Raw genomic sequence first — 21,915 nt, forward strand, 5'->3', positions numbered from 1 at the left:
CGTTGCGTCTTACTTGCTTTTCGGCAAATGCAGCAGCTCCGGCACCGTAACGAGCCCGTATCCCTGTTCGCGCAGCTTCATGATGATGGACGGCAGCGCCTTGACGGTGCCGCTCAAATCCTGGCTGTCTCCGCCGGCGGAATGCTGCAGCACGATCGCCCCCGCTTTCGTATGGCCCAGGATGTTGCCCGACACCTGCTGCTCCCCGAGGCTTTTCCAATCGAGCGAGTCGACGTTCCAGTTTACGACGATATAACCGTGCCGGTTCGCCCATTGCAGCTGCCCTTCGGTGATTTCCCCGTACGGAGGCCGGATCAGCTTCGGCTTGTAGCCGGCAAGCCCGTTAAGCGTTAGTTCCGTTTGCTCGATTTCCGCCGCGAACTGCTCGACGGACAGCTTCGTAAACAGAGGATGGCGATAAGAATGATTGCCGATCGCATGGCCTTCGCGGATGATTCGCTTGACGACGGCGGGGTGCGCCTCGGCTTTTTTGCCGAGCAGGAAAAAAGTCGCCTTAACCCCGTAAGCCTTCAGCACGTCCAGCACCTGCGGCGTAAACCGCTCGTCCGGGCCGTCGTCGAACGTCAGCGCGATATTTTTCTCCTTCGACGTTCCGCTTACTTTGAACACGTCCGGATATTTCGCACGCAGCTGCGAAATGGTCAGCTTTTTGCCCGCGGCCGCGTTCGTCTGCGATTTTTGCACGCTGACCGACGGCGCCTTGGCTTCTCCGGACCGCTTCGTTCGGGCCGTCGGCCGGGACTGGGGCGCCGGTACCGGGTCAACCGGCTGTACCGTTTCGACCGGGGCCGGCGGGGTAGGCGCGGGCGGCGACTCGGACTTGCTCCGTTCCCTTTCGGCCGTCTCGGCCGCCAGCCGCAGCCGATCGGGGGCGCCGCCCGCCGGTCCGCGATCCGCTGCGGATTCCGCCGTATTTTGCGCCGCCTCGCCTTCTCCCGCTCCAGGTCCGGGTACGGCCGCCTGACAGCCCGCGGCGATAAAGCAGCTGAGCGCAATGCCGATGATGCGCTTCATGGACATCCCCTCCCGTCATACGCATAGTATGCTTGTACGGGACGGAATTATCCGTTCGGGGCGCCGCTGGAAGCCGATTCCGGCAAGGTGACGACGACCGTCGTCCCTTCGCCGACCCGACTGTCCATCCGGATCGCGCCTCCGTGCATATCGACGATTTTGCGCACGATCGACAAGCCGAGACCGCTGCCGCCGAGCGCGCGATTGCGCGAAGCGTCCGCCTTGTAAAACCGGTCGAACGCCTGCGCCAGCTCCTTGTCCGACATGCCGATGCCCGTATCCGCGATTTCGATCGTTGCGGTACCGCCCCGGCTTGCGGCCCGTATGCGAACGGCGCCCCCTTCCGGGGTAAATTTGATGCTGTTATGGAGCAGGTTCGTCCAAACCTGGCCCATCAGCTGCTCGTCGGCGTATACGTAAGCCGCCTCCAGATCGACGTCCATCTCCAGCCGCTTCTTCTCCCACTGCGGCTCGCACGCCAAGATCAGATGGCGCAGCTGCTTGTCGACCCGGTAGCGGCTTCGTTCGAACGGATGGCGTTCCGAATCGAGCGACGACAGCTTCAGCAAATTGTCGCTCAGCTTGGACAGCCGCTCCGTTTCCAGCTCGATAATCGATAAATACCGGTCGCGCTCCTCCGCGCGGAGCGAATCGCCGCGCAGCGCCTTGGCGAAGCCGCCGATCGACGTGAGCGGGGACTGGATTTCGTGGGATACGTTCGATATGAATTCCTGGCGCATATTTTCGATCTGCTTCAGGCCCGACGCCATATCGTTGATGCCTTCGATCAAAACGGCGAACTGGCGGTTGTCTTTGCCGCGCTTTTGGCGGAACACCCCTTCGATGCGGACGTCGAAGTCGCCGCGGGCTATGCGCCGCAAGGCGTCCAGTATGGCCGTCCACAGCTTGAGCTGGCGCGGGGCGCCGAACAGAAAGCCCGCTATCGCCGCGGCGAGCAGCAGCGCGTGAATGAGCAGCAGCGGCGTCAGCTGTTTGCGGTAATCGTGGAAAAGACCGGGCGCCGGCGCCTGTACGATCAGCGCGTACGTCGTCCGGCCGATCGTCAGCGGCCCGCCGACCGCGGCCGTGCCGTCGCGGAACGGATTCGGCCGGTCGAGCAGGCGTATCGGCCGTCCGCCGAGCATCGCCTCCAGCTCGGCTTGCCCGATGCCGCCCTCTGCCGCCGGTCCGTCCGCGCCTCCGGCTGCGCCGCCGAACCATCGGGCTCGGCCGGCCTCATCCGCCAGGCCGACTCGCACGCCCGTCGCTTCGGCGAGCTTCCCGGCAAAGCCGGCCGCTTCGGCGGTGTCGCCGGCTTCCCGCCAGACGGCGGCGACCAGCTCCCTTTTGGCGGCCAGCGCCTCCCACAGCGCTTCCTTGTCGCCTCGGCCGTGAATGAAGGCGCCCGCCGCAAACGCGATCGTCCACATTCCGTAAAACATGACGGTCATGTAAAGAAACCCGGCCACGATTTTATAAATCGGCGGCCTCCGCATAAACCGTTCTTCCCAGTTCGCCGCCGGTTTTTCGGCGCTCGCGCGGCTCATACCGAGTTCTCCAGCCGGTAGCCGAGTCCGCGGATCGTGCTGATTTTGAACGTATGACGCTCCTCCGGAAACCGTTCCCGCAGCCGTTTGATATGGACGTCGACCGTCCGCTCGTCGCCTTCGTAATCGTAGCCCCAAATGTGCTCGATCAGCTGCTCGCGGGAAAACGTTTTGCCCGGGTAGCTGGCCAGCTTGAACAGCAGCTCGAACTCTTTGAGCGGAAGCGTCAAGCTTTTCCCCTCGACGGAAGCTTCGTACGTTTTGCGGTTCAGCTGCAGCTCGCCGACCTGCACCGTCTGCGAGGCGACGATTTTATATCGCTTCAGCAGCGCCTTGACGCGGGCGATCAGCTCGGCCGGCTCGAACGGCTTCACCAAATAATCGTCGGCGCCGAGCTCGAACCCTTTCACCTTTTGCGACGTTTCGCCTTTCGCCGTCAGCATGAGCAAGGGCAGATCGTAGCTCTCTCTCAGCTCCCGGCATAACGCCCAGCCGTCCATATGCGGCATCATAATATCGAGAATGACGAGATCGGCCGTCACCGTCTCGAGCCGCGCCAGCGCTTCGCGGCCGTCGGCCGCTTCGAGCACGTCGAACCCTTCCCGTTCGAGAAAATGTCGCGCCAGCTCGCGAATGAACGGATCGTCGTCAACAACCAGAAGCCGTGTCATCGGCTGCCCCTCCTTTCGCCGTTTCTTTTATAAGCATAATGTACCTCGTCTTGTCGCGGAATAGAAGCTTGCTTCAGACGACCTCGGGCTGCAGCGCTCTCTGAGCCTCCGCCTCCGCTCCCGCTTCTCCCTTCGCCTCGCCCGGCTTCCCCTTCGCCCCGGCGTCTTCCCGTACGTTCAGCTTCGCGTTTCCCATCAGAAAGCTGATCAGGAAGCCGAGAATGACGATAGCCGCGCCGACCGCGAACAATTGCGTGATCGCATTCGCGAACAGCTGCTGCAGCTCGGCCGCCATCTCGCGGGGAAGCGCCGCCATTGCCGTTTTGTCGACGAGGACTCGCGGATTCGACAGCTGCCCGAGCTGCTCGGCCGGAATTTGCGGAAACTTCCCGGCAAGCGCGGACAATCCGTGATGCAGCCGGTCGGACATTATCGCCCCGAGCACGCTTACTCCGATCGTGCCGCCGACGGAGCGGAAAAATTGCACCGACGAGGTGACGACGCCTCGCTGCTTGCGGTCCGCGGCTTCCTGGGCGGCCGTATTGATGGCCGGCATGAGCGGCCCCATGCCGAGTCCGGCGACGATCATATACAGAACGATCGTCGTCTTCGTCGTATGGACGTCCATCGTCGACATCAGGTAAAAACCGATCGCCATGACCGCCAGTCCGCATGCGATCAGGACACGATACTGCACCTTGGCGAGCAGCCTGCCGGAAACGATCGAGGCGGCTACGACCGCCAGCATGAGCGGGGTCAAAATGTAGCCGGCCAGCGAAGCGCTGACGCCGACGATCCCCTGCACGTAAAGCGGAATGTACGTAATCGCTCCGAACATCGCCGCGTTCATCATAAAGCCCGTCGCGAACGAGACGGCAACGACCCGGTTGCGGAACAGCGAAAGCGGCAAAATCGGCTCCTTCGCCTTCGTCTCGGCCCATAGAAACAGCCCGAGCAGCGCCGCCCCGACCGCGAACAAGCCGATTACGAACGGCGAGCCCCAGCCGTAGCTCGCGGCGTTCTCCCCCGCGCCGCCCCCGAAAACAAGGGCGAGCATGACGGAGACGATCGAACCGCTCAGCAGCGCCGCCCCCGGCCAATCGATCGACCGTTTGCCGGGGCTTCGGCTTTCCTTCAAAGCGGCGGCAATAATCGCCATCGCCGCCAGGCCGATCGGCAGATTGACGTAAAAAATCCAGTTCCAGCTGAAGTGATCGACGATAAAGCCGCCGACAGCAGGACCGACGATGCTCGTGAGCGCGAACACCACCCCGAACATCCCCTGCATGTTTGCCCGTTTCTCCGGCGGCATCATGTCGGCGATTATCGTGATCGCCAGCGGCATCAGCGCGCCTGCGCCGATCCCTTGAATGCCGCGGAAGACGATGAGCTCGGTCATATTCGCCGCGAGGCCGCAAAGCGCGGAACCGCCGACGAACAAGCCCATCCCGATCATGTACATTTTTTTCCGTCCGTACAAGTCGGCCAGCTTGCCGAAAATCGGCATGCTCGTCGTGGATGCGAGCATGTAGACGGAAAAGACCCAGCTGTACAGCGATAGGCCGCCGAGCTGCTGTATGACGGTCGGCATCGCCGTCGCCATAATCGTTTGATCGAGCGCGCCCAGCAGCATGCCGAGCAGCAAGCCGGCCAATACCGGACCGACCTTCGTTTTATCGTTTGCCATCGTTCTCAACCCTTCTTCCCTGAATTGGATGAGAACAATATAGGCGGCATTTATGAACTGAATATGAACCGACCGAGAAAAATCGCACAAACAAAAAAGACCGGCCACGGCCGAGCCTCCTTCTTCTTGAGGAAAGCTCGGCGTCGGACGGCCGGAAAAAAGCGGTCGCGGTCGCCGGAACAGGAACGGCGTCAACCGTTCATTCCGTTAAAAGCCCGCTTTTTGGGGCAATTCGTCACTCCCGACAAAGCGGCGAAACGGATCCCGCCTGCCCGTCCCGCTCCACGATGTCGCGAATGACCGAATCGAGCGTAACGCCGGCGAGCTGCCGCTCCATCGCGGCTTCCGCCTCCCGGAAGCTTTTATCGAGCGCGCCTTGAATGTTGCGGCCGACCAGGCAAGCCGGATTCGGTTTGTCGTGCATCGAAAATAACGGATCGCCGTCGTCGCCCTGCACCGCCTTATAGACGTCGAGCAGCGTAATGCGTTCGATCGGCCTGGCGAGCGTGGCGCCGGCCACGCCCGGGCTCGTCCGGATCAACCCGGCCTTGCTCAGCAAGCTCATCATGCGTCGGACGACGACCGGATTCGTATTGACGCTGCCTGCGATCAGATCGGACGTGATCCGTTGCTGCTTGTTGATTTCCAGCAGGGCGAGAATGTGCACGCCCACGGCAAAACGGCTGTTGATCGCCATGTCGGACTCCCCCTCCCAATGTCAGCCGAAGCCGCCTCCGTGCCGGAAACGCTACTCCCACGGATAGACGGTCGTCAAAAAATCGGCGAACTTTTTGCTTTCCTCCCGGCGATGTCTCCGCATTTCCGCGCGGCCGATCGCGGTGCGGTGAAGCTGAATTTCCTCTTCCGATTCCGGAATGACCTTCGGCACCGGAACCGGCTTCTTGTCGTCGCCCAACGCGACGAACGTCAGAAACGACGTCGCGGATATGTGCCGCTCGCCGCTCAGCATGTCTTCCGTAATGACTTTGACGAACACTTCCATCGAGCTGCGCCCCGTATACGTGACGAACGATTCGAGGCAAACCGAAGCCGTCATCGGAATCGGCGACAAAAAGTCGACGGAATCCGTCGAAGCGGTTACGGCCGACCTGCGGCAATGCTTCGCCGCCGAAATGGAGGCGATATCGTCGATATAAGCCATCAGCTTGCCGCCGAACAGCGTGTTGTAATTGTTGACGTCCGTCGGAAACACCCGGAACGTTTTGTAGCAGCGGGATTCCTTCGCATATCTTTGTTCCACCATGCCTGGTTCACGCCTTCCGGTTATAAATCGTTTCTATCGTTTTTGCTCAAGCAGCAATAGGATGCCCGAAATAAGGAAAAATCCGAACCTGGCGATCCGGATTTTTCGCTGCGGATACGCATATTGTACCCGAAAAACCGTCCCGGTCTCAATGGGGAGCCGGGGCGGGATACACAACTTCGTCCAAACGGAGAATTTGGGCGAGCCGCCCTTCTCTCATGCCGATTCCGGCCAGCAGCCTGCCGCCCGGCCGCCCCGTTTCCGGGGGAGGCTGAATGTCCGCGTAGGTCGTCACTTTCGTGACCCGGTCGACGATCAGGCCGACCGGTTGCTCGCGGCAGGCGACGACGACGATGCGCGTGCTTTTCGTGTCCGTCTCGTCGTCGAGACCGAACAGTGCGCGAAGACCGATAACCGGGACGACGCTCCCGCGCAGGTCGAAGACGCCTTTCACGTCCGGCCGGGAGTGCGGTATATGCGTAATCGGCTGCATTTTGATAATTTCGCGAACCTCATCGATCTTGACGGCGAAATGGTGCTCGCCGACCCCGAACTCGATATATTGCTCCTGCCGTTGCATCGGCATCGTTCCACATCCAAACCGTTGCTGATTTCGTTCCAATCAGCGAATTTTGAAAATCGAGACGGACGCGTTGAGCTCGTCCGCCAGCTGCGCGAGCGATTGGCAGGTCGCCGCCGTTTCCTCCGATGCCGCGGCCGCTTCCTCGCTGGCCGCCGCGATCGATTGAACGGCGATCATCACGTTGGACGCTTGGGCGGTTTCCTGCTCGCAGGCGGCGGCGATTTCGTTCACCTTCGCGGAGGAGGCGTCGACCATCGCCGCAATCGACCGGAACGCTTCCCCCGTCCGGTTCGATTGGGCGACGCTGTCCATTACCGCATCGACGCTTTGCTTCGTATTGCTTTGCATCACTTTAATGATCGCCGATATTTGCTTGGTCGCCTCGCTGCTCCGTTCCGCCAGCTTGCGCACCTCGTCGGCGACGACCGCGAAGCCGCGCCCCTGATCGCCGGCCCGCGCCGCTTCGATGGCGGCATTCAGCGCGAGCAGGTTCGTCTGATCGGCGATATCGTCGATCACCTCGATAATGTCGCCGATTTTGCCGGAGTCTTCCTCCAGCTTGGCCATCTTGGCGCTAACCTCGCGCATGCCGGCGACGGACGATTCGACCACCTTCGCCCCTTCGCCGGCCGTCTTCACCGTCTCCTGCGCGAGCTCGGCCGCTTGCTCCGCGCCCTGCGCGACCGAATCGATGGCGATCGACAGCTCGCCGAACAGATCGGTGATCGACTGGGCCGATTGGGCCTGGTTCGTGCTGCTTCCGGCGATTTCCTGCGTGCTGGCCGATATTTGCTCGGATGCGGCCGCCACGCTTTGGGACGATTGGACGATGTTCCCGATCAAGCTTTGCAAATTCCGGATCATCGCATTAATCGAGCGCCCGAGCTGGCCGACTTCGTCCTTCGTATCGACGTCGGCTTCCTCCCGCAAATCGCCCTGCGCCACCTTCTCGACCACTTTGACCATGCGGGCGAGCGGATTGGCGATGGCGCGAGATATGTATATGCCGAGGAACAAGTTGAACAAAATCGCGGCGGCGATCACTGCAATCATAATATTGCGGGCGAGCGAGTAAGCCTTGCCCGATTCGTCGTATGTAGCCGCCGCGATCTCGACGTTCATGTCGATCAGATTCGCCAAGCTGGCGCGCATTTTAACGCCGACCGGATCGAGCTGCTCCTCCTTGAACTTATGGTACTCGGTCAGGTCCGGCAAGTAAGTCAGCTGCCGCGTTTGATCGTACAGCTTGATGTAGGAAGCGAACGCGGCGTCGAAAAGCTTGAGCTCGTCGACCTCCGCTTTCGTGAAAGCGACTTTGCGGTAGGAGTCCATCTTCTCTTGAAACTCCCGCTTATAGCCGTCGATATCGGCGGACAGCTTGTCCTTCTCGGCTTTCTCCGCCGCCCCGCTCATGTCGCGAAGCGCCACGCGCATTTGCTGGTAGCTGATTTGCGCCGCGGACAAATCCCGGACGGAGACGAGATTGTTCGAGTATACTTCCTTCACGTTGCCGTTCAGCATGCTCAGATTGGAAAGCGCATACAAGCCGACGGCCGCCATAATCGCCGCGACCGTCATAAAGGCGGAAAGCAGCTTGACGTACGTTTTCAAATTCAAAAACCATCTCATCGTATCGGTTCACCTCATATAGTCGGATACGCTCATTATAAGATGCCGGAACTGGATTGTCATCCGATATTTCGACATATTACTACATTTAATGACAGTATTCATCGACTATATTTGACAAATGACTATGTCTTTCCCTTCCATTGCAATCGATTACAGCCTATTCGATAAGAGAAGCCGTCCGGAAATACGACGAACGGTCCAGTAGGCTTCAAATACGGCCAATAATCGTCCCGCCTCAATCCCTGTTCTTCCTTGCTCCCGCAAGCCGCTTTCGGCTTCGGACATGCGGCTGACGAACCGAGCGATCGTTATCGGAGCCGACTGCGGTGGTTTGAATACGTTTACGAACCCCAGTATCGCTATTGCCGGCAATTCGGGTCGTTTTCCTCCATTTTGGGCTGGATAGCGATGTCCGGATTCGTTAGCCTGAAAAAACGATCGTTTTTGCGCCGATAAGCATACTACGATTCGTTCCATCCGCCGATGCGGCTCCCGGTTGCCGAGCGATCCCTAAGAAAAGAAAAGCTTCTGACCGAAGCTTTTCGACGGGGCGAGTTCGATAAGTAAGACCGCTGAGAAAAACGTTCCAGCGGTCCTTTTTGCCATGCTTAATATTCGTTGACTTTGCCCTTCACCTTGTACATGCCGGCATGGGCCATATTCAGTTCGACCCGAACCGACTTCAAGGCGTAGTCGGTCAGCGGCCGCTCCCCGTCGTCGGTCAGCTTGCCCCACGCATCGAATTTTTTGCGATACAGCACATGATCCAGCTCGAACAAGTCGATGCCGCGCTGGACGCCGTAGTCGAACGTACGCCGCACCTCCGACGCGATCTGCTTCTCCGCCGTTTGTTCGATTTCGCTTTCGCTCATCGGCTTCAACAATTCCGTTACGACGAGCTGGCCCGTAATTCGGATCGTATAAGAGGGTCTGCCGTTTTCCACGACGGGCGTAACGCTCGCTTTCGGACGATCGATCGACACCGAAGCCGCGGGCTCGCCTTCGACCAGGAGCATTACGTTGCTCCGTTGCGTATCGCGGTCCAGCCAGCGCAGTCCCGTCAAATCGCGGTCCGCCGCCCAAACGGACGGCTTTCGTTTATTGACGATAAACAAGCCGTCGACTTCCAGCTTCGGGTCGTTTTTGTCGCCTTCCTTCCATACATCGTTCGCGATGCCGAGCGACGGCAGAAACAAGCTCGACCCGGGTTCCCGGTAATCGGCGACCGCTTTGTACAGTCGCAGCGGACGGATATACGACCTTTGCCGGTAGTTGTCTTCCGGCTGGTGCAAAATCGAACCGAGCGGGGATTGGTTGAAAAACGGCAGCACCGTGAAGATGCGATCGATCGGTTCCTTCGTCCCGTATACCCATTGCGTATATCGCATCTCCCGGAAGCGGATCAGGCCGTCCATATAGTTCTCGAATCCGTGCTCCAGCGCTTTGTCCGTAAAGACGACCGAAGACACCTGCCCCCAAAACACCCGCTGCTGCGACGTCTCGAGAAGCCGATTCATCGCCTCGACGATCGTGCCGCCCTTCTCCCGGCCGGACCAGACGGAAGCCGGCTGTCCCGTTTTTCCCCCTTCTTGTTTGGACACGTTGGCGAAATCGAGCATTTGAGCGTACACGACGAATTGTCCGTCCGCGTAATCGTAGCCGATCGCCGTGATGTAGTTCGTATCCTGGATCGTTTTCACGTCCCAGCAGCCCGTCGCGACGATGGACAGCAGCGCCCCGACGAGAACCGTACAAGCCGTACGTATCAAGACCGCCCCCTCTTTTGTCGGGTGTCGTCCGTCGTATTCAGGAAAGTCGGTCGGCGCTTCGCCGTCTTCCACTTATTGTACCGGAGCGAACGGATCCAATCCCGCGGCGACGGCGGACTTATGGGGGCCAAGTACGGCACGCCGAACGATTCCAGCGTCGCCAAATACAGGACGAGGGCTACGACGGATACGATAAAGCCGAACATGCCGAGCAGCGCCGACACGATCAAAATGAGGATGCGCAGCAGCGTTACGGAGCCGGCGAGCGACTGGTTGACGAGCGTATACATCGCCATCGTCGAAATCGCCACCGCCACGAGCGTCGTCGGACTGGTCAGGCCGGCCCGGATCGCCGCGTCGCCGATGATCAGCCCGCCGACGACCGCGACGGTTTGGCCGACCGCCTTGGGCAGTCGCAGGCCCGCTTCCCGGAACAGCTCGAACAGGCCGAGCATCAGGAAAAAATCCATCGGGCCGGACAACGGCAGGCCAAGGCGGACCGAGGCGATCGTTGCCAGCAGCGGAAACGGAATTTGATCGAAATTGTAAGACGTCACGGCGATGTAAAAGCCCGGAAAAAACACCGCTATCGCGAGCCCCGCCAGCCGCAGCGCCCGTTCGACCGCCACGTAATACGAAGGGAAATGGAGGTCCTCCGGCGATTTTAAAATCATCGTCAAGTTGGCCGGAGCGAGCAGCGCCATCGGCGAGCCGTCGACCAGGATGCCGATCCGCCCGCGAAGCAGGCCGTCGGCCACAAAGTCCGGCCTGCCGATATAATCCAGCAGCGGAACGAGCGAGAAGCCTTTGTCGGTCAATCCTTCTTCGAGCTGCTCGCTGCTGATCAGACCGTCGAGGTTCAGACGCTCCAGCTTTAGCCGCGCCTCCTTCACGATAACCGGATCGGCTACGTCCCCGATATAGAGCAGCGCTACGGACGTATGGCTGCGTTGGCCGACTTTTATCAGCTCGCAGCAGAGCGACGTCGTCAGAAGCCGTTTGCGTACAAGCGCCACATTCGTCGCCAAATCTTCGGTAAACGCGTCGCGGGGACCTTTCACCGACACTTCCGTGCTTGACTCCTCCGGCTTCCGGATCGGCGGATTCGCGATATTCACCGTATACAGCAAGCGGGGCGATTCGAAAAACAGCACGAGTTCCCCCGTATACAGCCGGTCCGCCATCGGTTTCTCCCAATCCGGAGCGGCGATGCGGGAAAGCAGCAGCGAACCGTTCGTCTCGACCAGCTCGGAGGTCACCGTTTCCGCATCTTCCAGCATCCGCTGCAAATGAGGCAGCACGAACCCGTTGATCTGGGACGCATCGGCCATTCCGTAGCAGTACAGCAGCACGACGGGATGGGAGCGATCCCGCGGCCCGAGCCGGACGGATTCGATTTTCACGTCCTGCGACAGCGCGAACAAATCCCGGAACCGCCGCTCGTCCATTTCCGCCAATACCGGCTTCACGTCTTCGCACTCTCCTTTCGTCCCGAAGCGGGCACCAGCGACAAAACGAACAGCGCCAAGCCGAAACAAGCGCCGAGCACCGATATTCCCGGGAAGTACCAATTTGCGATGATGGAAGCCAGCGTCACGTCGTTAAACGGAACGGACACGATCGCCGCCATCAGCACGGCGCCTCCGGACAGTACGTAGTTCCGGCGCATGCGGCCCGCATGTTCCGTGAGGAGATACAGCATCAGCGAAACGCGGACGAACGAACCGGAAATCCACTGGTAAATGGAAAAAAAGTCAAGGTGCGAAATGAACTTTCCGAGCGTCACCATCCGCCACTGCTCGAATGCCGGATACCGCTGCTCCGCCGCCTCGAAAGGGCCGAATACGGAAATCGCGCCCGTCAGCGGACCGACCGTAAGCCCGACCGCGATGATCCCGAGCGCGATCATCCCTCTCGTCCGAAGCGCGGTCGAAACGTGATGCTTCATGAATAGGACGATGACAAGCTCGAGCACACTGCCGGACGTATACAGCAGCGCCCGGACGGAAGGCATGTAGCCGTGCGTAAAAAGCGGAGTGAGAAGCGAGTAGTCTTTGTACTGCAAATTGGCCGATGCGACGAAATAGCCGAGCGCGACGACGCCCGGAAGAAGCATGGCGGCGGCGATGGCGATCGCCCGGATTCCGGCTTTCGCGCCGAAATAGCAAAGCAGCGTCAATACGACGGCGATGACCGTCTTCGGCGTTTTCGGCAAATACGTCACTTTCGTCCACATGACGGTATCGGCAAGCGAAATAAGAGCGGCCGCGAACAAATACACGACGAAGAGGGCGGACATCAGCCGGCGGACCGTCTTTCCGTGCCGTCGTTCCACCCACTCGTTCACCGATTCGTTTCCGGTTTTGCGAAGCACGACATGCAGGATGCCGGCCCATACGATAACCGGGATGCAAGCGGCCGTAGCCCCGATCCATGCGTCCCGTTTGGCCGTTTCGAGCAAGACGGGGACGAGCAGCACATGATTGGAAATGCCGACCGACAGGATGAGCGTCATATACATCGCGAGCGGCGAAATCGGTTTGATCGATTGCAACATGGGTCCATCTCCCGGAAACGATATGACAGAACAAAATTTCCCGATTATGGTTTGTAGCCGGGCGCGGTTTTATCCATAAATTTAGGCGCGCTGGAAGGAACAGGAATTAGGCTGCAGCCGCTGGTTACAGTCGCGTTGTCTTTTTTGTGGTTTGGAGGCAACAACCACGACATCAAAGGCGACCGTGATTGTTCCGCGCTAGCGCCCATCCCTTCCGAGCTCCTGAGCGTCTCCTGAGTTTCTCCTGAGTTTCTCCTGAGTTTCTCCTGAGTTTCTCCTGAGTTTCGACTGAGTTTCTCCTGAGTTTCTCCTGAGTTTCGACTTCCATTCGTTATTTCCCGGTTTTCGGACATGAGGCTAACGAACCGAACAATCGTTATCGGAGCTGAATGCGGGGGTGTGATTTGGTTTACGAATTCCAGTATCGCTATTGCCGGCAAATCGGATCGTTTTCTTCCGTTTTGGGCTTAATAGCGATGTCCGGATTCGTTAGCCTGGAAAACGACCGTTTTTTCCGCCGATAAGCATACTACGATTCGTTCCATCGGCCGACACGCAGCCGAGCGGGAAACGAGATGGAAATGCTCCCGCTATTTTCGGTCGTTTCCCGTTGCCGGGGAAAGCAAAGGGAAACCGTCCGGATAAAATCGCCCATGAGGGATTTTCCCGTTCGTTCGATTCCCGTGACCCGGCAGGATCAGGATACGCCGGACGTGAAAACGAAAAGCGCTGCTGGCCCCAACATTTATCGATCAAAAAAACGCCGGCCTTCGCCGGCCGGCGCTGCTTCGTATTCGGTTAGGCGCGAGGCGGAACGGACGGAAGCCGCACGAAAAATACGGAGCCTTCCCCCGGCCTGCTTTCCACCCGGATCGTGCCGTCCATCGCTTCGACGATCGCCTTCGAGATCGACAGGCCGAGCCCGGCCCCGCCCGATTTGCGCGTTCGCGACGATTCGCTCCGGTAAAACCGGTCGAAAATGCGCGGCACGTGCTCGGCGGGGATGCCCGAACCGTTGTCCGCCACGGCCAGTTCGACATGCTCCGCGTCGGCCCGGACCGCGATGGCGATGCGGCCCTGCTCCGGGTCCGTATGCTGTACCGCATTATGGAACAAGTTGAGCACGACCTGCTTCATTTTATCCGGGTCGTACCGGCATCCGGCCCGAGAGGCGAGGCGAAACGCGACCTCCCGGCTCGCGGCCAGCAGCCGCAGCTGCGGCTCCATTTCCCGGATCAGCTCCTCCAGGTCGCCCTCGCGCATTTCCATGTTCGGCGCGCGGTCCATCTTCGCCAGCAGCAGCAAATCGCTTACGAGCTTGTTCAGCCGCTCCGACTCGCCGTACATGCTCGTCAACGCCTTGTGGAGCTGGTTCGGCTGATGCATCGCTCCGCGGAGCAGCACCTCCAGGAATCCGTGAATCGACGTCAGCGGGGTGCGCAGCTCGTGCGAGGCGTCCGCGATAAACCGCCGCATCTGCTCCTTCGCCTCCTTCTCGGCCGCAAACGACGCTTCGAGCCGTTCCAGCATCCCGTTGAACGAATGCGCCAGCCGGTCGACCTCGAGCTGCCCCTGCTTCGCCGGCAAACGCTCGTCCAGACTTCCGGCGTCGATGCGCCCGACCGTATCGACGATCTTCGATAACGGGACGAGCGTCCGCTTCAAAACCGGAATGAAGGCGATCAGCCCGAGCACGAGCGCAACGAGCGCCAACGCCACGAAAATGACCAGCTGGCGGACCGCCACATCCTGCAGCGGAGCCGTGCTCGTGCTGAGCTGGGCGACGCCGAGCAGACGCCCCCGGAAATCGACCGGCTGCAGGACGACAAGCTGCTCGACTCCCTGCTCGTCGCGGGCGATTTTGTAATACGGGCCTTTTCTTTTTTTCGACGCTTCTTCGTAGTCTTGCGGCCGCAGCTTCGGCGGGGTTCGGGCTTCCGGCCAATTGGACAAGCCGGTCACGTTGCCGGAAAGATCGGCGACGGCGAGCGTCATATCCGGCAAAAAGAACATCGGGCCTCTGGTTCGGCCGCCGCCTTCCGCAGCGCCCTCCGGGTTTTGGAAAATGTCGCGGGGCACGGTCAAAAGCTGGTTTTGCATCGATTCGGCTTTGTTTTTGTACAAAAACTCGCGCATGACGACATACTGCAAAATGCCGATAAACAGCAATATGACCGCGATGACGAGCAGCGAGCGCGATAACAGCTGGAACCCGAGCGAATGGGGAGTCAGTATGGGCGGCAAGCGGAATCGGCGTTTCATGTCGCGTCGACCCGGTAGCCGGCCCCGCGCAGCGTGCGAATGACGCGGTGCTCCTTGTCCTGAAGCTTGTCCCGCAAGGAGCGGATGTACACTTCCACGATATTTTCTTCCCCGCCGAAATCGTAGCCCCACACTTTGTCCAAAATGACGCTTTTGCTCAGCACGAGACCGTGATTGATCACCATAAACTTCAGCAGCTCGTATTCGGTCGGCGAAAGCTCCAGCACCCGGCCGCGATAGCCGATTTCTTTGCGCCGGTCGTCGATGCGGAACGGACCGATCATCACTTCCCCGAGCAAATTCGGGAATTGATTGCGAATCCGCGCGTGAATGCGGGCGAGCAGCTCCTCGAAGCTGAACGGCTTGACGACGTAATCGTCGGCGCCGAGCGTGAGCCCCTTCACGCGGTCGTCCACCTCGTCTCTCGCCGTCAGCATAATGATCGCGACGTTTTCCGTCTTTTTCAGCAGCCGGCACACTTCGAAGCCGTCCATGCCCGGCATCATCACGTCGAGAATGACGATATGCGGCTGGAACTGCTTGGCCAGCGTCACGGCGGTAATGCCGTCCGGCGCCGTCTGCACGTCGAACCCTTCGTTCAGCAAGCCCAGCTCCAAAAACTGCAAAATGTTCGGTTCGTCGTCGACAAGCAATAGTTTGATGCCCCGCAGCTGATTCATGGGCAAACCCTCCGATTCTCCTTCGTCGTTGCTCTTATTATCGGATGCGATGCTTAAACGAAACTGAAAGGAAGCTGAACGGCCGCTGAACGTTTTTGGTATCCAGCATACAACGAAAGCCGGGCGCCGACAAGAGCGGCCGACCGGGGGGAGCCGGGGCAATCGCATCGGACTGCTGAACAGCGAGGGATGACATACGTGTCTGTAGTCGCAATGACCGGAAAACCTCAGATGATTGAGAACGTTCAATGGGCCAAATCGGACAGCCGACTTTTATAACGAGGAGAGCTTTCTTGGACGAAAGAACAGTAGTTGCTCAACAACCTGAAAACCTCCCGTTAATGGTTCGATATCACTGCTGTTGGACAACGTTTACAGGAAAAGCTCCCGATATTTAGGGCCGAATCGTTTTTTTACCGACGCGATGCATAAATATCCGGAGCTTTTCCCGATAAAACGAACGGACGCTTGTTGCGAGGATACATAAACAGGAGGAATTCCCGTTATATTGGAGCTGCCAATAAGACCCGCATACTGCTGTTATTTGTCCGACTTGGCCGTCGATGCGGACTATGGGAAACAGGGTGTAGGCACCGAGCTTGTCCGCCTGCTGCGCGAGGGGCTCGGCGAAAGGGTTGCTCGCATGGCTCTCGGCGCCGACCGCCACGGACTACTGCCCGCGGATCGGCTTCCAGAAAACCGACAAAGCGTTCGTCGTCCCGAGAATGAAGTAATCGGAGCCGGGCGGGTGCGCGGCCCGCGGCGGCGTCGGCAGGCAGCCCGGCCCGGGGGCGCGCAACTATGACGGCGGCCGCTCCCGAGCGGGGACAGCGCAAAAAGACGCATCCAATGACCGTTTGTTGACGGTTTCGGATGCGTCTTGGACCATGACCTTATTTTGTTTACCCCGCCTCGCCGTTTGCCAGCGAACGGACGTACTCGGGCAGCTCCTTGTCCAGCACCTCGCGCACTTGGGCGATTTTCCAGCGCAAATGCTCGGGGTCGGTCATATATTCCATCGACGGCTCCCAGCCGAGACGGGAGTCGGCTTCCGTCAGCGGGATCGTCGCCTCGGCGTTGGCGATTTCCAGCTCGGCGACCTGCGTCATGGCGGCCGCCAGCTCGGCGGCCTTCGCCGCGTCCTTCTCCTGAAGCAGACGATGCTTCAGCTTCCACCACTGCTTCGTATGAATGACCGTCCATACCGACCGCTCGATAAACCGGTTCAAGCCGAGCAGCCCGTTCGCTTCCTCGAGCTTTCGTTCCGGGGTAAGCGCGATCGCCCGTTCCAGCGCCGCGTTGCCTTCCGCCCACAGCTCGGCCATCCGCCGCAGGCTCGCGATCTCCACATCCAGCCGCAAGTAATCCGGATGGTCGTTGATCGGACTGTACATCGGATTGACGATCGGGTTATGGCTGCCGAAGTGGGCGTACCACGCTTGCGGAACGTGCGAGACTTCCCGGAACAGCAGCGGGTAAGAAGGGCCGATCCGGAAAGGTCCGTATTGGTCGTAGTTCGTCGGAATATAATGACGGATGCCGTCGCTCCAATGCCGCCAGGCGTCCAGCACGTGCGGGACCGCCTCCGCGCTGAAGTCGCGCCTCGCTACGGCCGCGAACGTCTCCTCGGACGGCGGGCTCGGCTTCCAGTACGCCCACTTGGCCAAATCGCCGACAAACGACGGCCACCAGCCGTAATGATGCGATTCCATCAATCCGGTCAGGCCCCAATCGCGATGCGCCTGCAGCAGTCCGGCATGGCGGCGCGCCCATTGGTAAGGAATCGGCTCGTACGGAATGACGCCGAGATCCCACGTCATGCCGCCCGTATTCGCCATCGTATACAGCGTAATGCCCCGCTCGTGCGCGGCTTTCGCCTCGCTGGCGAAATAGCTGCCCGGCCCTTCGAACGACGCCGTATAGTCGACGCACGTGTGGACGACGCCGCCCCGCTCGAATTTTTCGAACATTTCGAACGTCGCCATGAGCGAAATATCGGTCGGAAGCGAGCGGATGAGCCGCAGCCGCTCCTCCTCCGGGGCGTAGCCCCAGTTATACGTCCAGAAGACGATATCGAGATCCGGGTTGTGCTTTCGCGTCACCTTCTTGATCAGCTCGAGCCATTGCGGATAGTCGGTGCACGGCCACCAGCCCGGCGACGGCTTCGTCCGCTTTTTGTCCTTCGGCCATTCCAGACGCAGCATGCCGGTTGTGTTCGGGTCCTTGCTCGGAAATTCGCACGATTCGCCGACGAACACGATGCCTTTGAACCGGGGATACTTCTCCATGATCCGTCCGTACGTGCTTTCGTAATACGCTTCGGCGTCCGGATCGTCCGGATGCTTCCGGCTCGTCAAATAGCTGTACATGTACACGTCGAGTCCGTGCAGGGCGGCCCGGTCGATCACGTAATTGAAATCGAGGTAGCCGAACGGCGTACGGTCGATGTCTTTGACGAAAACGAGCACCGCGTCGATGCCGGCATGCGCCATCGCGTTCAGATGCGCGTCGGGGTAGACGTCGAGCCCCCAGCCGGAATGAATCATCCGCGGCGAAAAAACCGGCTCCCGCACCGTATCCTGGACGGCCACGAACGGAGCTTCGCGCAAATTCATCAAATCCTCCAAATAAAAGCTGCCTTGTCCCGCGCCCCGCTCGTCGAAGCCGCATACGACGATCCGCTCCCGCTCCGCCGAGATGCGGTAGCTGCGCGGTTTGCTTAAAGGCTCGCCGTAGCCGGGGAGATCTTGTTTCTCGCCCAGGACGATGACGCTGCCGCCGCTTTCCGCGATTTCGCCGACGTTCGGCACCCGCCGCAGCAATACCGGACAGTTCATGCTGTCCAATAAGTAATGCTGCAAATCTTTAGCGACATGAACGAGATGCGGGCCGGCGCCGTCGGCGATGACGATCTGCCAGCCTTCGTCGATCGGGCATTCCCCGGCTTCCGGCCGAAGGGACGGATCGCGGCGGTTCGGCCGATGGACGACGTCCAGCCGATTGCGGAACTCATAATTTCGTTCTCCCATGACAACCTCCTGCGCATTAACGAAAATGTCATTCGATCGATTATGAAGCGTTTTCACCATCCAATAATATATTTACTATATCATATAGAATCATTTCGCGAAACAGCAAAAAAAGCCGGCTCGCGCGGTTTCGGCTGCCGGTCTGTCGCTGGGCTCGCGCCCGCTCTCTTTTTCGTTTTCTTATCGATTCGGAGCTTTTCTTACTGTCCGGGCAGCTTTTGCGGCTTGCTGCCGAACCATTTGATGTACAGGCTGTCGTACGTGCCGTTGCCGGCGATTTGCTCGATCGCGCTGTTCACTTTCCCGATATGCACGTTGCGCTTTTTGGCGGCGATCGCGTAGCTTTCCTTGTTGAGCACCTCTCCGACGATCTTCACTTTGCCTTTTCCGGCGTTTTGCACATACTCGTGCACGCCCCGCTCGTCGAAAATGACGCAGTCCGCTCTTCCGGCGATCAAGTCGTCGTACGCCTGGTTGATGTCCGGGTAGCCGGACACCCCTTTCAGCTTCGGCAGCCGTCCCGCGAACGTATACGCGGTCGTGTCCAGCTTCGTCGCCACCGTTTTGCCGGCCAAATCTTCCTTGCCGCGGATGTCGTTGTTATGGATCGCGGTAGCCATGACGAGACCGGTCTGGAAATACGGGTCGGAGAAAGCGAGCTCGTCCTTGCGCGCTTTGTTGACGGTCATCCCGGCGATGACGAGATCGACCTTGCCCGCCTTCAGAGCGGGAACGAGCTCCCGGGATTCCATCGGCACAAGCTCGTAGCGGATGCCCCCCTTCTGCGCGATCGCATCCCACAGCTCGACCTCGAATCCTTTATTCACGCCGCCTTCCGTATACGTAAACGGGCGAAAATCGCTCTCCATGCCGACCTTGAGCGTTTTGTCCTGCCCGCATCCCGCCGTTGCCGCCGCGATCGCGAGCGACAGAAGCAGAAGCAGAAGCAGCGGCAGCGGCATCCGGCGGCGCCATCCGTTATTCATTCGCACCTCTCCCCTTCGATTTCATGCGTTCGGGTAAAGGTAGCGTTTGTAAATTTCCGGTGCATTATGCAAGTTCGGCGGGCTTCCCCGGCGCGTTCGCAAGGCCGTCAAAAACGGATGTGCTTCAGCTTGACCGCAAGCCGGTCCAACGCTTTGCGGTAAGGTCCGCGTTCGTCGGGCCGCAGCGAAAGCCCGAGCATGCCGGCGATCGTCTCCGCCGTCGTCGAGACCGACATGCGTTCCGTGTCCAGATGATGCCGGAACACGTCGTTCGCGAGCCCTTCCAGACACCGGTCGATCTGCAGCGACGGCCAGGAACGCGCGCCGTCGCCCCGGCTTCGCAACCGGCGAAGCAGCGTCTCCTTTGAAGCCATCAGCGCGAAATGGTGGACCGTCACCCCGTCCAGTCGCAATCGCCCGACGATTTCGTCGAAATAGGACGGGTTCACGACCGTCATCGGCACGATAACCGTCCCGCCGTACTCGCGGTTCAAATAGGACAGCATCGAATAAGCGAATTCGCGCCACATGGCGAAATCTTGAAAATCGCCGGCCGCCAGCTCCTTCGGCACGTTTTTTCGAATATAAAAGCCGATATTTTCCGGATCGAACACGAACGAGTCGGACAGTCGCCGGTGCAGCTCGTAAGCGGTTTGCGTCTTGCCGGAGCCGAACGCTCCATTGATCCAAACGATCATACCCCGCCCTCCTTTGTACCCAGTGTACCATAAAGGAAGAAGCGGCCATGGCAAAATTTAGGCACGGCTGTCCTAGCGAGAGAAAAAACAAACAGCCGGCCGAGCTTCCGCAGCGGAAGCCGGACCGGCTGTTTCGGTATCGGACGGATCAAGCGATGGCCGTTTCCGCCTGGGAACGATCCGTCTTTCGGGTTTTGCGATGCGTTGCCGTGAAATAGACGAGAGTCAATGCCGCGAACAGGACGGCGAACAAGCCGAGTACCGCCGCGTTATGCCACATCGCATCGTAGTCGCCGCTGGAAATGACGTCTTTGAAGCCGGCGACCGAGTACGTCATCGGCAGCCAAGGCGTCACATGCTGCAGCCATGCCGGGATGAGCTCCAGCGGGAACGTGCCGGCCGAGCTCGTCAGCTGGAAAATGAGCACGACGATCGCAATGAAACGGCCCGGATTTTGCAGCACGGTGACGAGAAATTGGATGAGCATCATGAACGAGACGCTCGTCAGGATCGAGAACAGGACGAAGAGCGGAACGCTTTTCACGTTCAGATCCAAAATGAACAGCAGCGCCGCATCGGCAACGAGCGCCTGAACGACGCCGACAAGGGCGAGCGTCAGCGCCTTGCTCCAAAACCAGCTCCAGCCGTTCGCCGGCCGCACGGCGGGCTCCCGCACCGAGTAAACGATCGTCAGCAGCAGCGCGCCGACGTACAGGCCGAGCGACAGGAAATAAGGAGCGAAGCCGGTGCCGTAATTCGGCACCTCGTTGACCTTCTGGACGTCGAGCTCGATCGGTCCGGCAAACATGTCGTACGTCGAATCCGACGGCTGAAGCCCAGACGTTTTGGCCGTCGCGTCGCTCAGCTTGCCCGACAGCTCGTGCGAGCCGTCGTCGAGCTGCAGCAGGCCGGCCGCGACTTGCTGCGCGCCGTTTTCCAGCTTCATCGTACCGTCGACGAACGGGGCCACATTCGCCTTCAGCGAGGCGAGCCCGTCGTTCAGCTCGGCGGCCCCGGCGCTCAGCTGCTTCGCGCCGGCCGCCAGTGCTGCGCCGCCGTCCTTCGCTTCGGCCAGCTTGCCGCCGAACTGCGTCATGCCGGCCGACCAGGTCGCGGCGCCGCTCGCCAGCCGTTGTCCGCCGGCGGCCAATTCCCGGGCGCCCGCCTGCGCCTCTTTCAACTTGCCGTCCACCGCGGCGAGCCCGGCGTTCAACTGCGCCGCGCCGTCATGCAGCTGCTTCGCGCCGTCGCTCAGCTGCTGCTGCGCCTGCTCCGCTTCGGTCAGGCCGGCCGCCAGCTGCTTGCTCGACGCCAGCAGCTTTTGAAAGCCGGCGTCCTGCGCCAGCTGCGCGTTCGACGCGGCCAGCTGCTCCAGCCCTTGCGTGAGCTGCGCCGCGCCGGCTTCCAGCTTCGCCGCGCCGGCGGCCGACTGGCCGAGCCCGTCGGCGAGCCGGCCGGACGCCTGCTCCGTCTGCCCGGAGCCGGCCGCCAGCTGCCCGCTCGCCTCGGCAAGCT

19 protein-coding genes are annotated in these 21,915 nt (G+C 60.1%); 1 reads left to right on the forward strand and 18 read right to left on the reverse strand.

All coding sequences use genetic code 11. The features are described 5' to 3' along the window. Positions 1-9: 9 nt before the first annotated feature. From PV407_RS12785 to PV407_RS12850, 14 genes are all read right to left on the reverse strand, one after another. Positions 10-1,035: a polysaccharide deacetylase family protein gene (locus PV407_RS12785; RefSeq protein ID WP_332090314.1), complete on the reverse strand. Its 1,026-nt coding sequence runs from the start codon at positions 1,033-1,035 to the stop codon at positions 10-12. Between the two features lie 47 nt (positions 1,036-1,082). After that, complete coding sequence (locus tag PV407_RS12790; protein WP_332090315.1) at positions 1,083-2,582, reverse strand: sensor histidine kinase; 1,500 nt, start codon at positions 2,580-2,582, stop codon at positions 1,083-1,085. After that, positions 2,579-3,253, reverse strand: coding sequence for a response regulator transcription factor (locus PV407_RS12795; protein WP_332090316.1), 675 nt, complete (start codon positions 3,251-3,253; stop codon positions 2,579-2,581). The genes PV407_RS12790 and PV407_RS12795 overlap by 4 nt, the downstream gene beginning before the upstream one ends. A gap of 73 nt (positions 3,254-3,326) precedes the next feature. Then, positions 3,327-5,048 (reverse strand): MDR family MFS transporter, encoded by a 1,722-nt coding sequence (locus PV407_RS12800; RefSeq protein WP_332090317.1) that lies wholly within the window; start codon positions 5,046-5,048, stop codon positions 3,327-3,329. A 127-nt stretch (positions 5,049-5,175) separates the two neighbouring features. Next, positions 5,176-5,637, reverse strand: coding sequence for an Rrf2 family transcriptional regulator (locus tag PV407_RS12805; RefSeq protein WP_332090318.1), 462 nt, complete (start codon positions 5,635-5,637; stop codon positions 5,176-5,178). Positions 5,638-5,688: 51 nt separating this feature from the next. Beyond that, the gene (locus PV407_RS12810) at positions 5,689-6,201 is read right to left on the reverse strand and encodes an acyl-CoA thioesterase (protein ID WP_332090333.1); all 513 of its coding nucleotides are present in this window, start codon (positions 6,199-6,201) and stop codon (positions 5,689-5,691) included. Positions 6,202-6,352: 151 nt separating this feature from the next. Continuing rightward, complete coding sequence (locus tag PV407_RS12815) at positions 6,353-6,790, reverse strand: chemotaxis protein CheW (RefSeq protein WP_332090319.1); 438 nt, start codon at positions 6,788-6,790, stop codon at positions 6,353-6,355. 36 nt (positions 6,791-6,826) lie between these two features. After that, the gene (locus PV407_RS12820) at positions 6,827-8,416 is read right to left on the reverse strand and encodes a methyl-accepting chemotaxis protein (protein WP_332090320.1); all 1,590 of its coding nucleotides are present in this window, start codon (positions 8,414-8,416) and stop codon (positions 6,827-6,829) included. A gap of 153 nt (positions 8,417-8,569) precedes the next feature. Next, positions 8,570-8,896, reverse strand: coding sequence for a hypothetical protein (locus PV407_RS12825; protein WP_332090321.1), 327 nt, complete (start codon positions 8,894-8,896; stop codon positions 8,570-8,572). 131 nt (positions 8,897-9,027) lie between these two features. Next, complete coding sequence (locus tag PV407_RS12830) at positions 9,028-10,188, reverse strand: Ger(x)C family spore germination protein (RefSeq protein ID WP_332090322.1); 1,161 nt, start codon at positions 10,186-10,188, stop codon at positions 9,028-9,030. Beyond that, a complete protein-coding gene (locus PV407_RS12835; protein ID WP_332090323.1) occupies positions 10,185-11,657 on the reverse strand; it encodes a spore germination protein in 1,473 nt (490 codons plus the stop codon). The genes PV407_RS12830 and PV407_RS12835 overlap by 4 nt, the downstream gene beginning before the upstream one ends. Continuing rightward, positions 11,654-12,745: an endospore germination permease gene (locus PV407_RS12840; RefSeq protein ID WP_332090324.1), complete on the reverse strand. Its 1,092-nt coding sequence runs from the start codon at positions 12,743-12,745 to the stop codon at positions 11,654-11,656. The genes PV407_RS12835 and PV407_RS12840 overlap by 4 nt, the downstream gene beginning before the upstream one ends. Positions 12,746-13,543: 798 nt before the next feature. Continuing rightward, positions 13,544-15,007, reverse strand: coding sequence for a sensor histidine kinase (locus tag PV407_RS12845; protein WP_332090325.1), 1,464 nt, complete (start codon positions 15,005-15,007; stop codon positions 13,544-13,546). After that, the gene (locus PV407_RS12850; protein ID WP_332090326.1) at positions 15,004-15,687 is read right to left on the reverse strand and encodes a response regulator transcription factor; all 684 of its coding nucleotides are present in this window, start codon (positions 15,685-15,687) and stop codon (positions 15,004-15,006) included. The genes PV407_RS12845 and PV407_RS12850 overlap by 4 nt, the downstream gene beginning before the upstream one ends. 553 nt (positions 15,688-16,240) lie before the next feature. On the opposite strand from PV407_RS12850, the gene PV407_RS29535 reads away from it, so the two are divergent. Beyond that, positions 16,241-16,492, forward strand: coding sequence for a hypothetical protein (locus PV407_RS29535; protein ID WP_442951652.1), 252 nt, complete (start codon positions 16,241-16,243; stop codon positions 16,490-16,492). Between the two features lie 97 nt (positions 16,493-16,589). On the opposite strand, the gene PV407_RS12855 is transcribed toward PV407_RS29535, so the two are convergent. The 4 genes from PV407_RS12855 to PV407_RS12870 form a co-directional block, all read right to left on the reverse strand. After that, on the reverse strand, positions 16,590-18,716 hold the full coding sequence (locus PV407_RS12855; RefSeq protein WP_332090327.1) for a hypothetical protein: 2,127 nt from the start codon (positions 18,714-18,716) through the stop codon (positions 16,590-16,592). Positions 18,717-18,916: 200 nt separating this feature from the next. Then, on the reverse strand, positions 18,917-19,702 hold the full coding sequence (locus PV407_RS12860) for a transporter substrate-binding domain-containing protein (protein ID WP_332090328.1): 786 nt from the start codon (positions 19,700-19,702) through the stop codon (positions 18,917-18,919). Positions 19,703-19,809: 107 nt separating this feature from the next. Further along, entirely contained in the window at positions 19,810-20,400 is a 591-nt protein-coding gene (locus PV407_RS12865) for an AAA family ATPase (RefSeq protein ID WP_332090329.1), read from the reverse strand. Between the two features lie 148 nt (positions 20,401-20,548). Continuing rightward, on the reverse strand, positions 20,549-21,915 hold a 1,367-nt coding region (locus tag PV407_RS12870), incomplete at its 5' end, for a YhgE/Pip domain-containing protein (RefSeq protein WP_332090330.1).

It is taken from the genome of Paenibacillus sp. GYB003, from assembly GCF_036577625.1.
Lineage (GTDB): Bacteria > Bacillota > Bacilli > Paenibacillales > NBRC-103111 > Paenibacillus_AB.

Excerpts from the sequence above, each read along its gene's own strand:
- PV407_RS12785 (WP_332090314.1), bottom strand. The coding sequence starts at position 1,035 with ATGAAGCGCATCATCGGCATTGCGCTCAGCTGCTTTATCGCCGCGGGC.
- PV407_RS12790 (WP_332090315.1), bottom strand. The coding sequence starts at position 2,582 with ATGAGCCGCGCGAGCGCCGAAAAACCGGCGGCGAACTGGGAAGAACGG.
- PV407_RS12795 (WP_332090316.1), bottom strand. The coding sequence starts at position 3,253 with ATGACACGGCTTCTGGTTGTTGACGACGATCCGTTCATTCGCGAGCTG.
- PV407_RS12805 (WP_332090318.1), bottom strand. The coding sequence starts at position 5,637 with ATGGCGATCAACAGCCGTTTTGCCGTGGGCGTGCACATTCTCGCCCTG.
- PV407_RS12815 (WP_332090319.1), bottom strand. The coding sequence starts at position 6,790 with ATGCCGATGCAACGGCAGGAGCAATATATCGAGTTCGGGGTCGGCGAG.
- PV407_RS12820 (WP_332090320.1), bottom strand. The coding sequence starts at position 8,416 with ATGAGATGGTTTTTGAATTTGAAAACGTACGTCAAGCTGCTTTCCGCC.
- PV407_RS12825 (WP_332090321.1), bottom strand. The coding sequence starts at position 8,896 with ATGGAACGAATCGTAGTATGCTTATCGGCGCAAAAACGATCGTTTTTT.
- PV407_RS12840 (WP_332090324.1), bottom strand. The coding sequence starts at position 12,745 with ATGTTGCAATCGATCAAACCGATTTCGCCGCTCGCGATGTATATGACG.
- PV407_RS12845 (WP_332090325.1), bottom strand. The coding sequence starts at position 15,007 with ATGAAACGCCGATTCCGCTTGCCGCCCATACTGACTCCCCATTCGCTC.
- PV407_RS12850 (WP_332090326.1), bottom strand. The coding sequence starts at position 15,687 with ATGAATCAGCTGCGGGGCATCAAACTATTGCTTGTCGACGACGAACCG.
- PV407_RS12855 (WP_332090327.1), bottom strand. The coding sequence starts at position 18,716 with ATGGGAGAACGAAATTATGAGTTCCGCAATCGGCTGGACGTCGTCCAT.
- PV407_RS12860 (WP_332090328.1), bottom strand. The coding sequence starts at position 19,702 with ATGAATAACGGATGGCGCCGCCGGATGCCGCTGCCGCTGCTTCTGCTT.
- PV407_RS12865 (WP_332090329.1), bottom strand. The coding sequence starts at position 20,400 with ATGATCGTTTGGATCAATGGAGCGTTCGGCTCCGGCAAGACGCAAACC.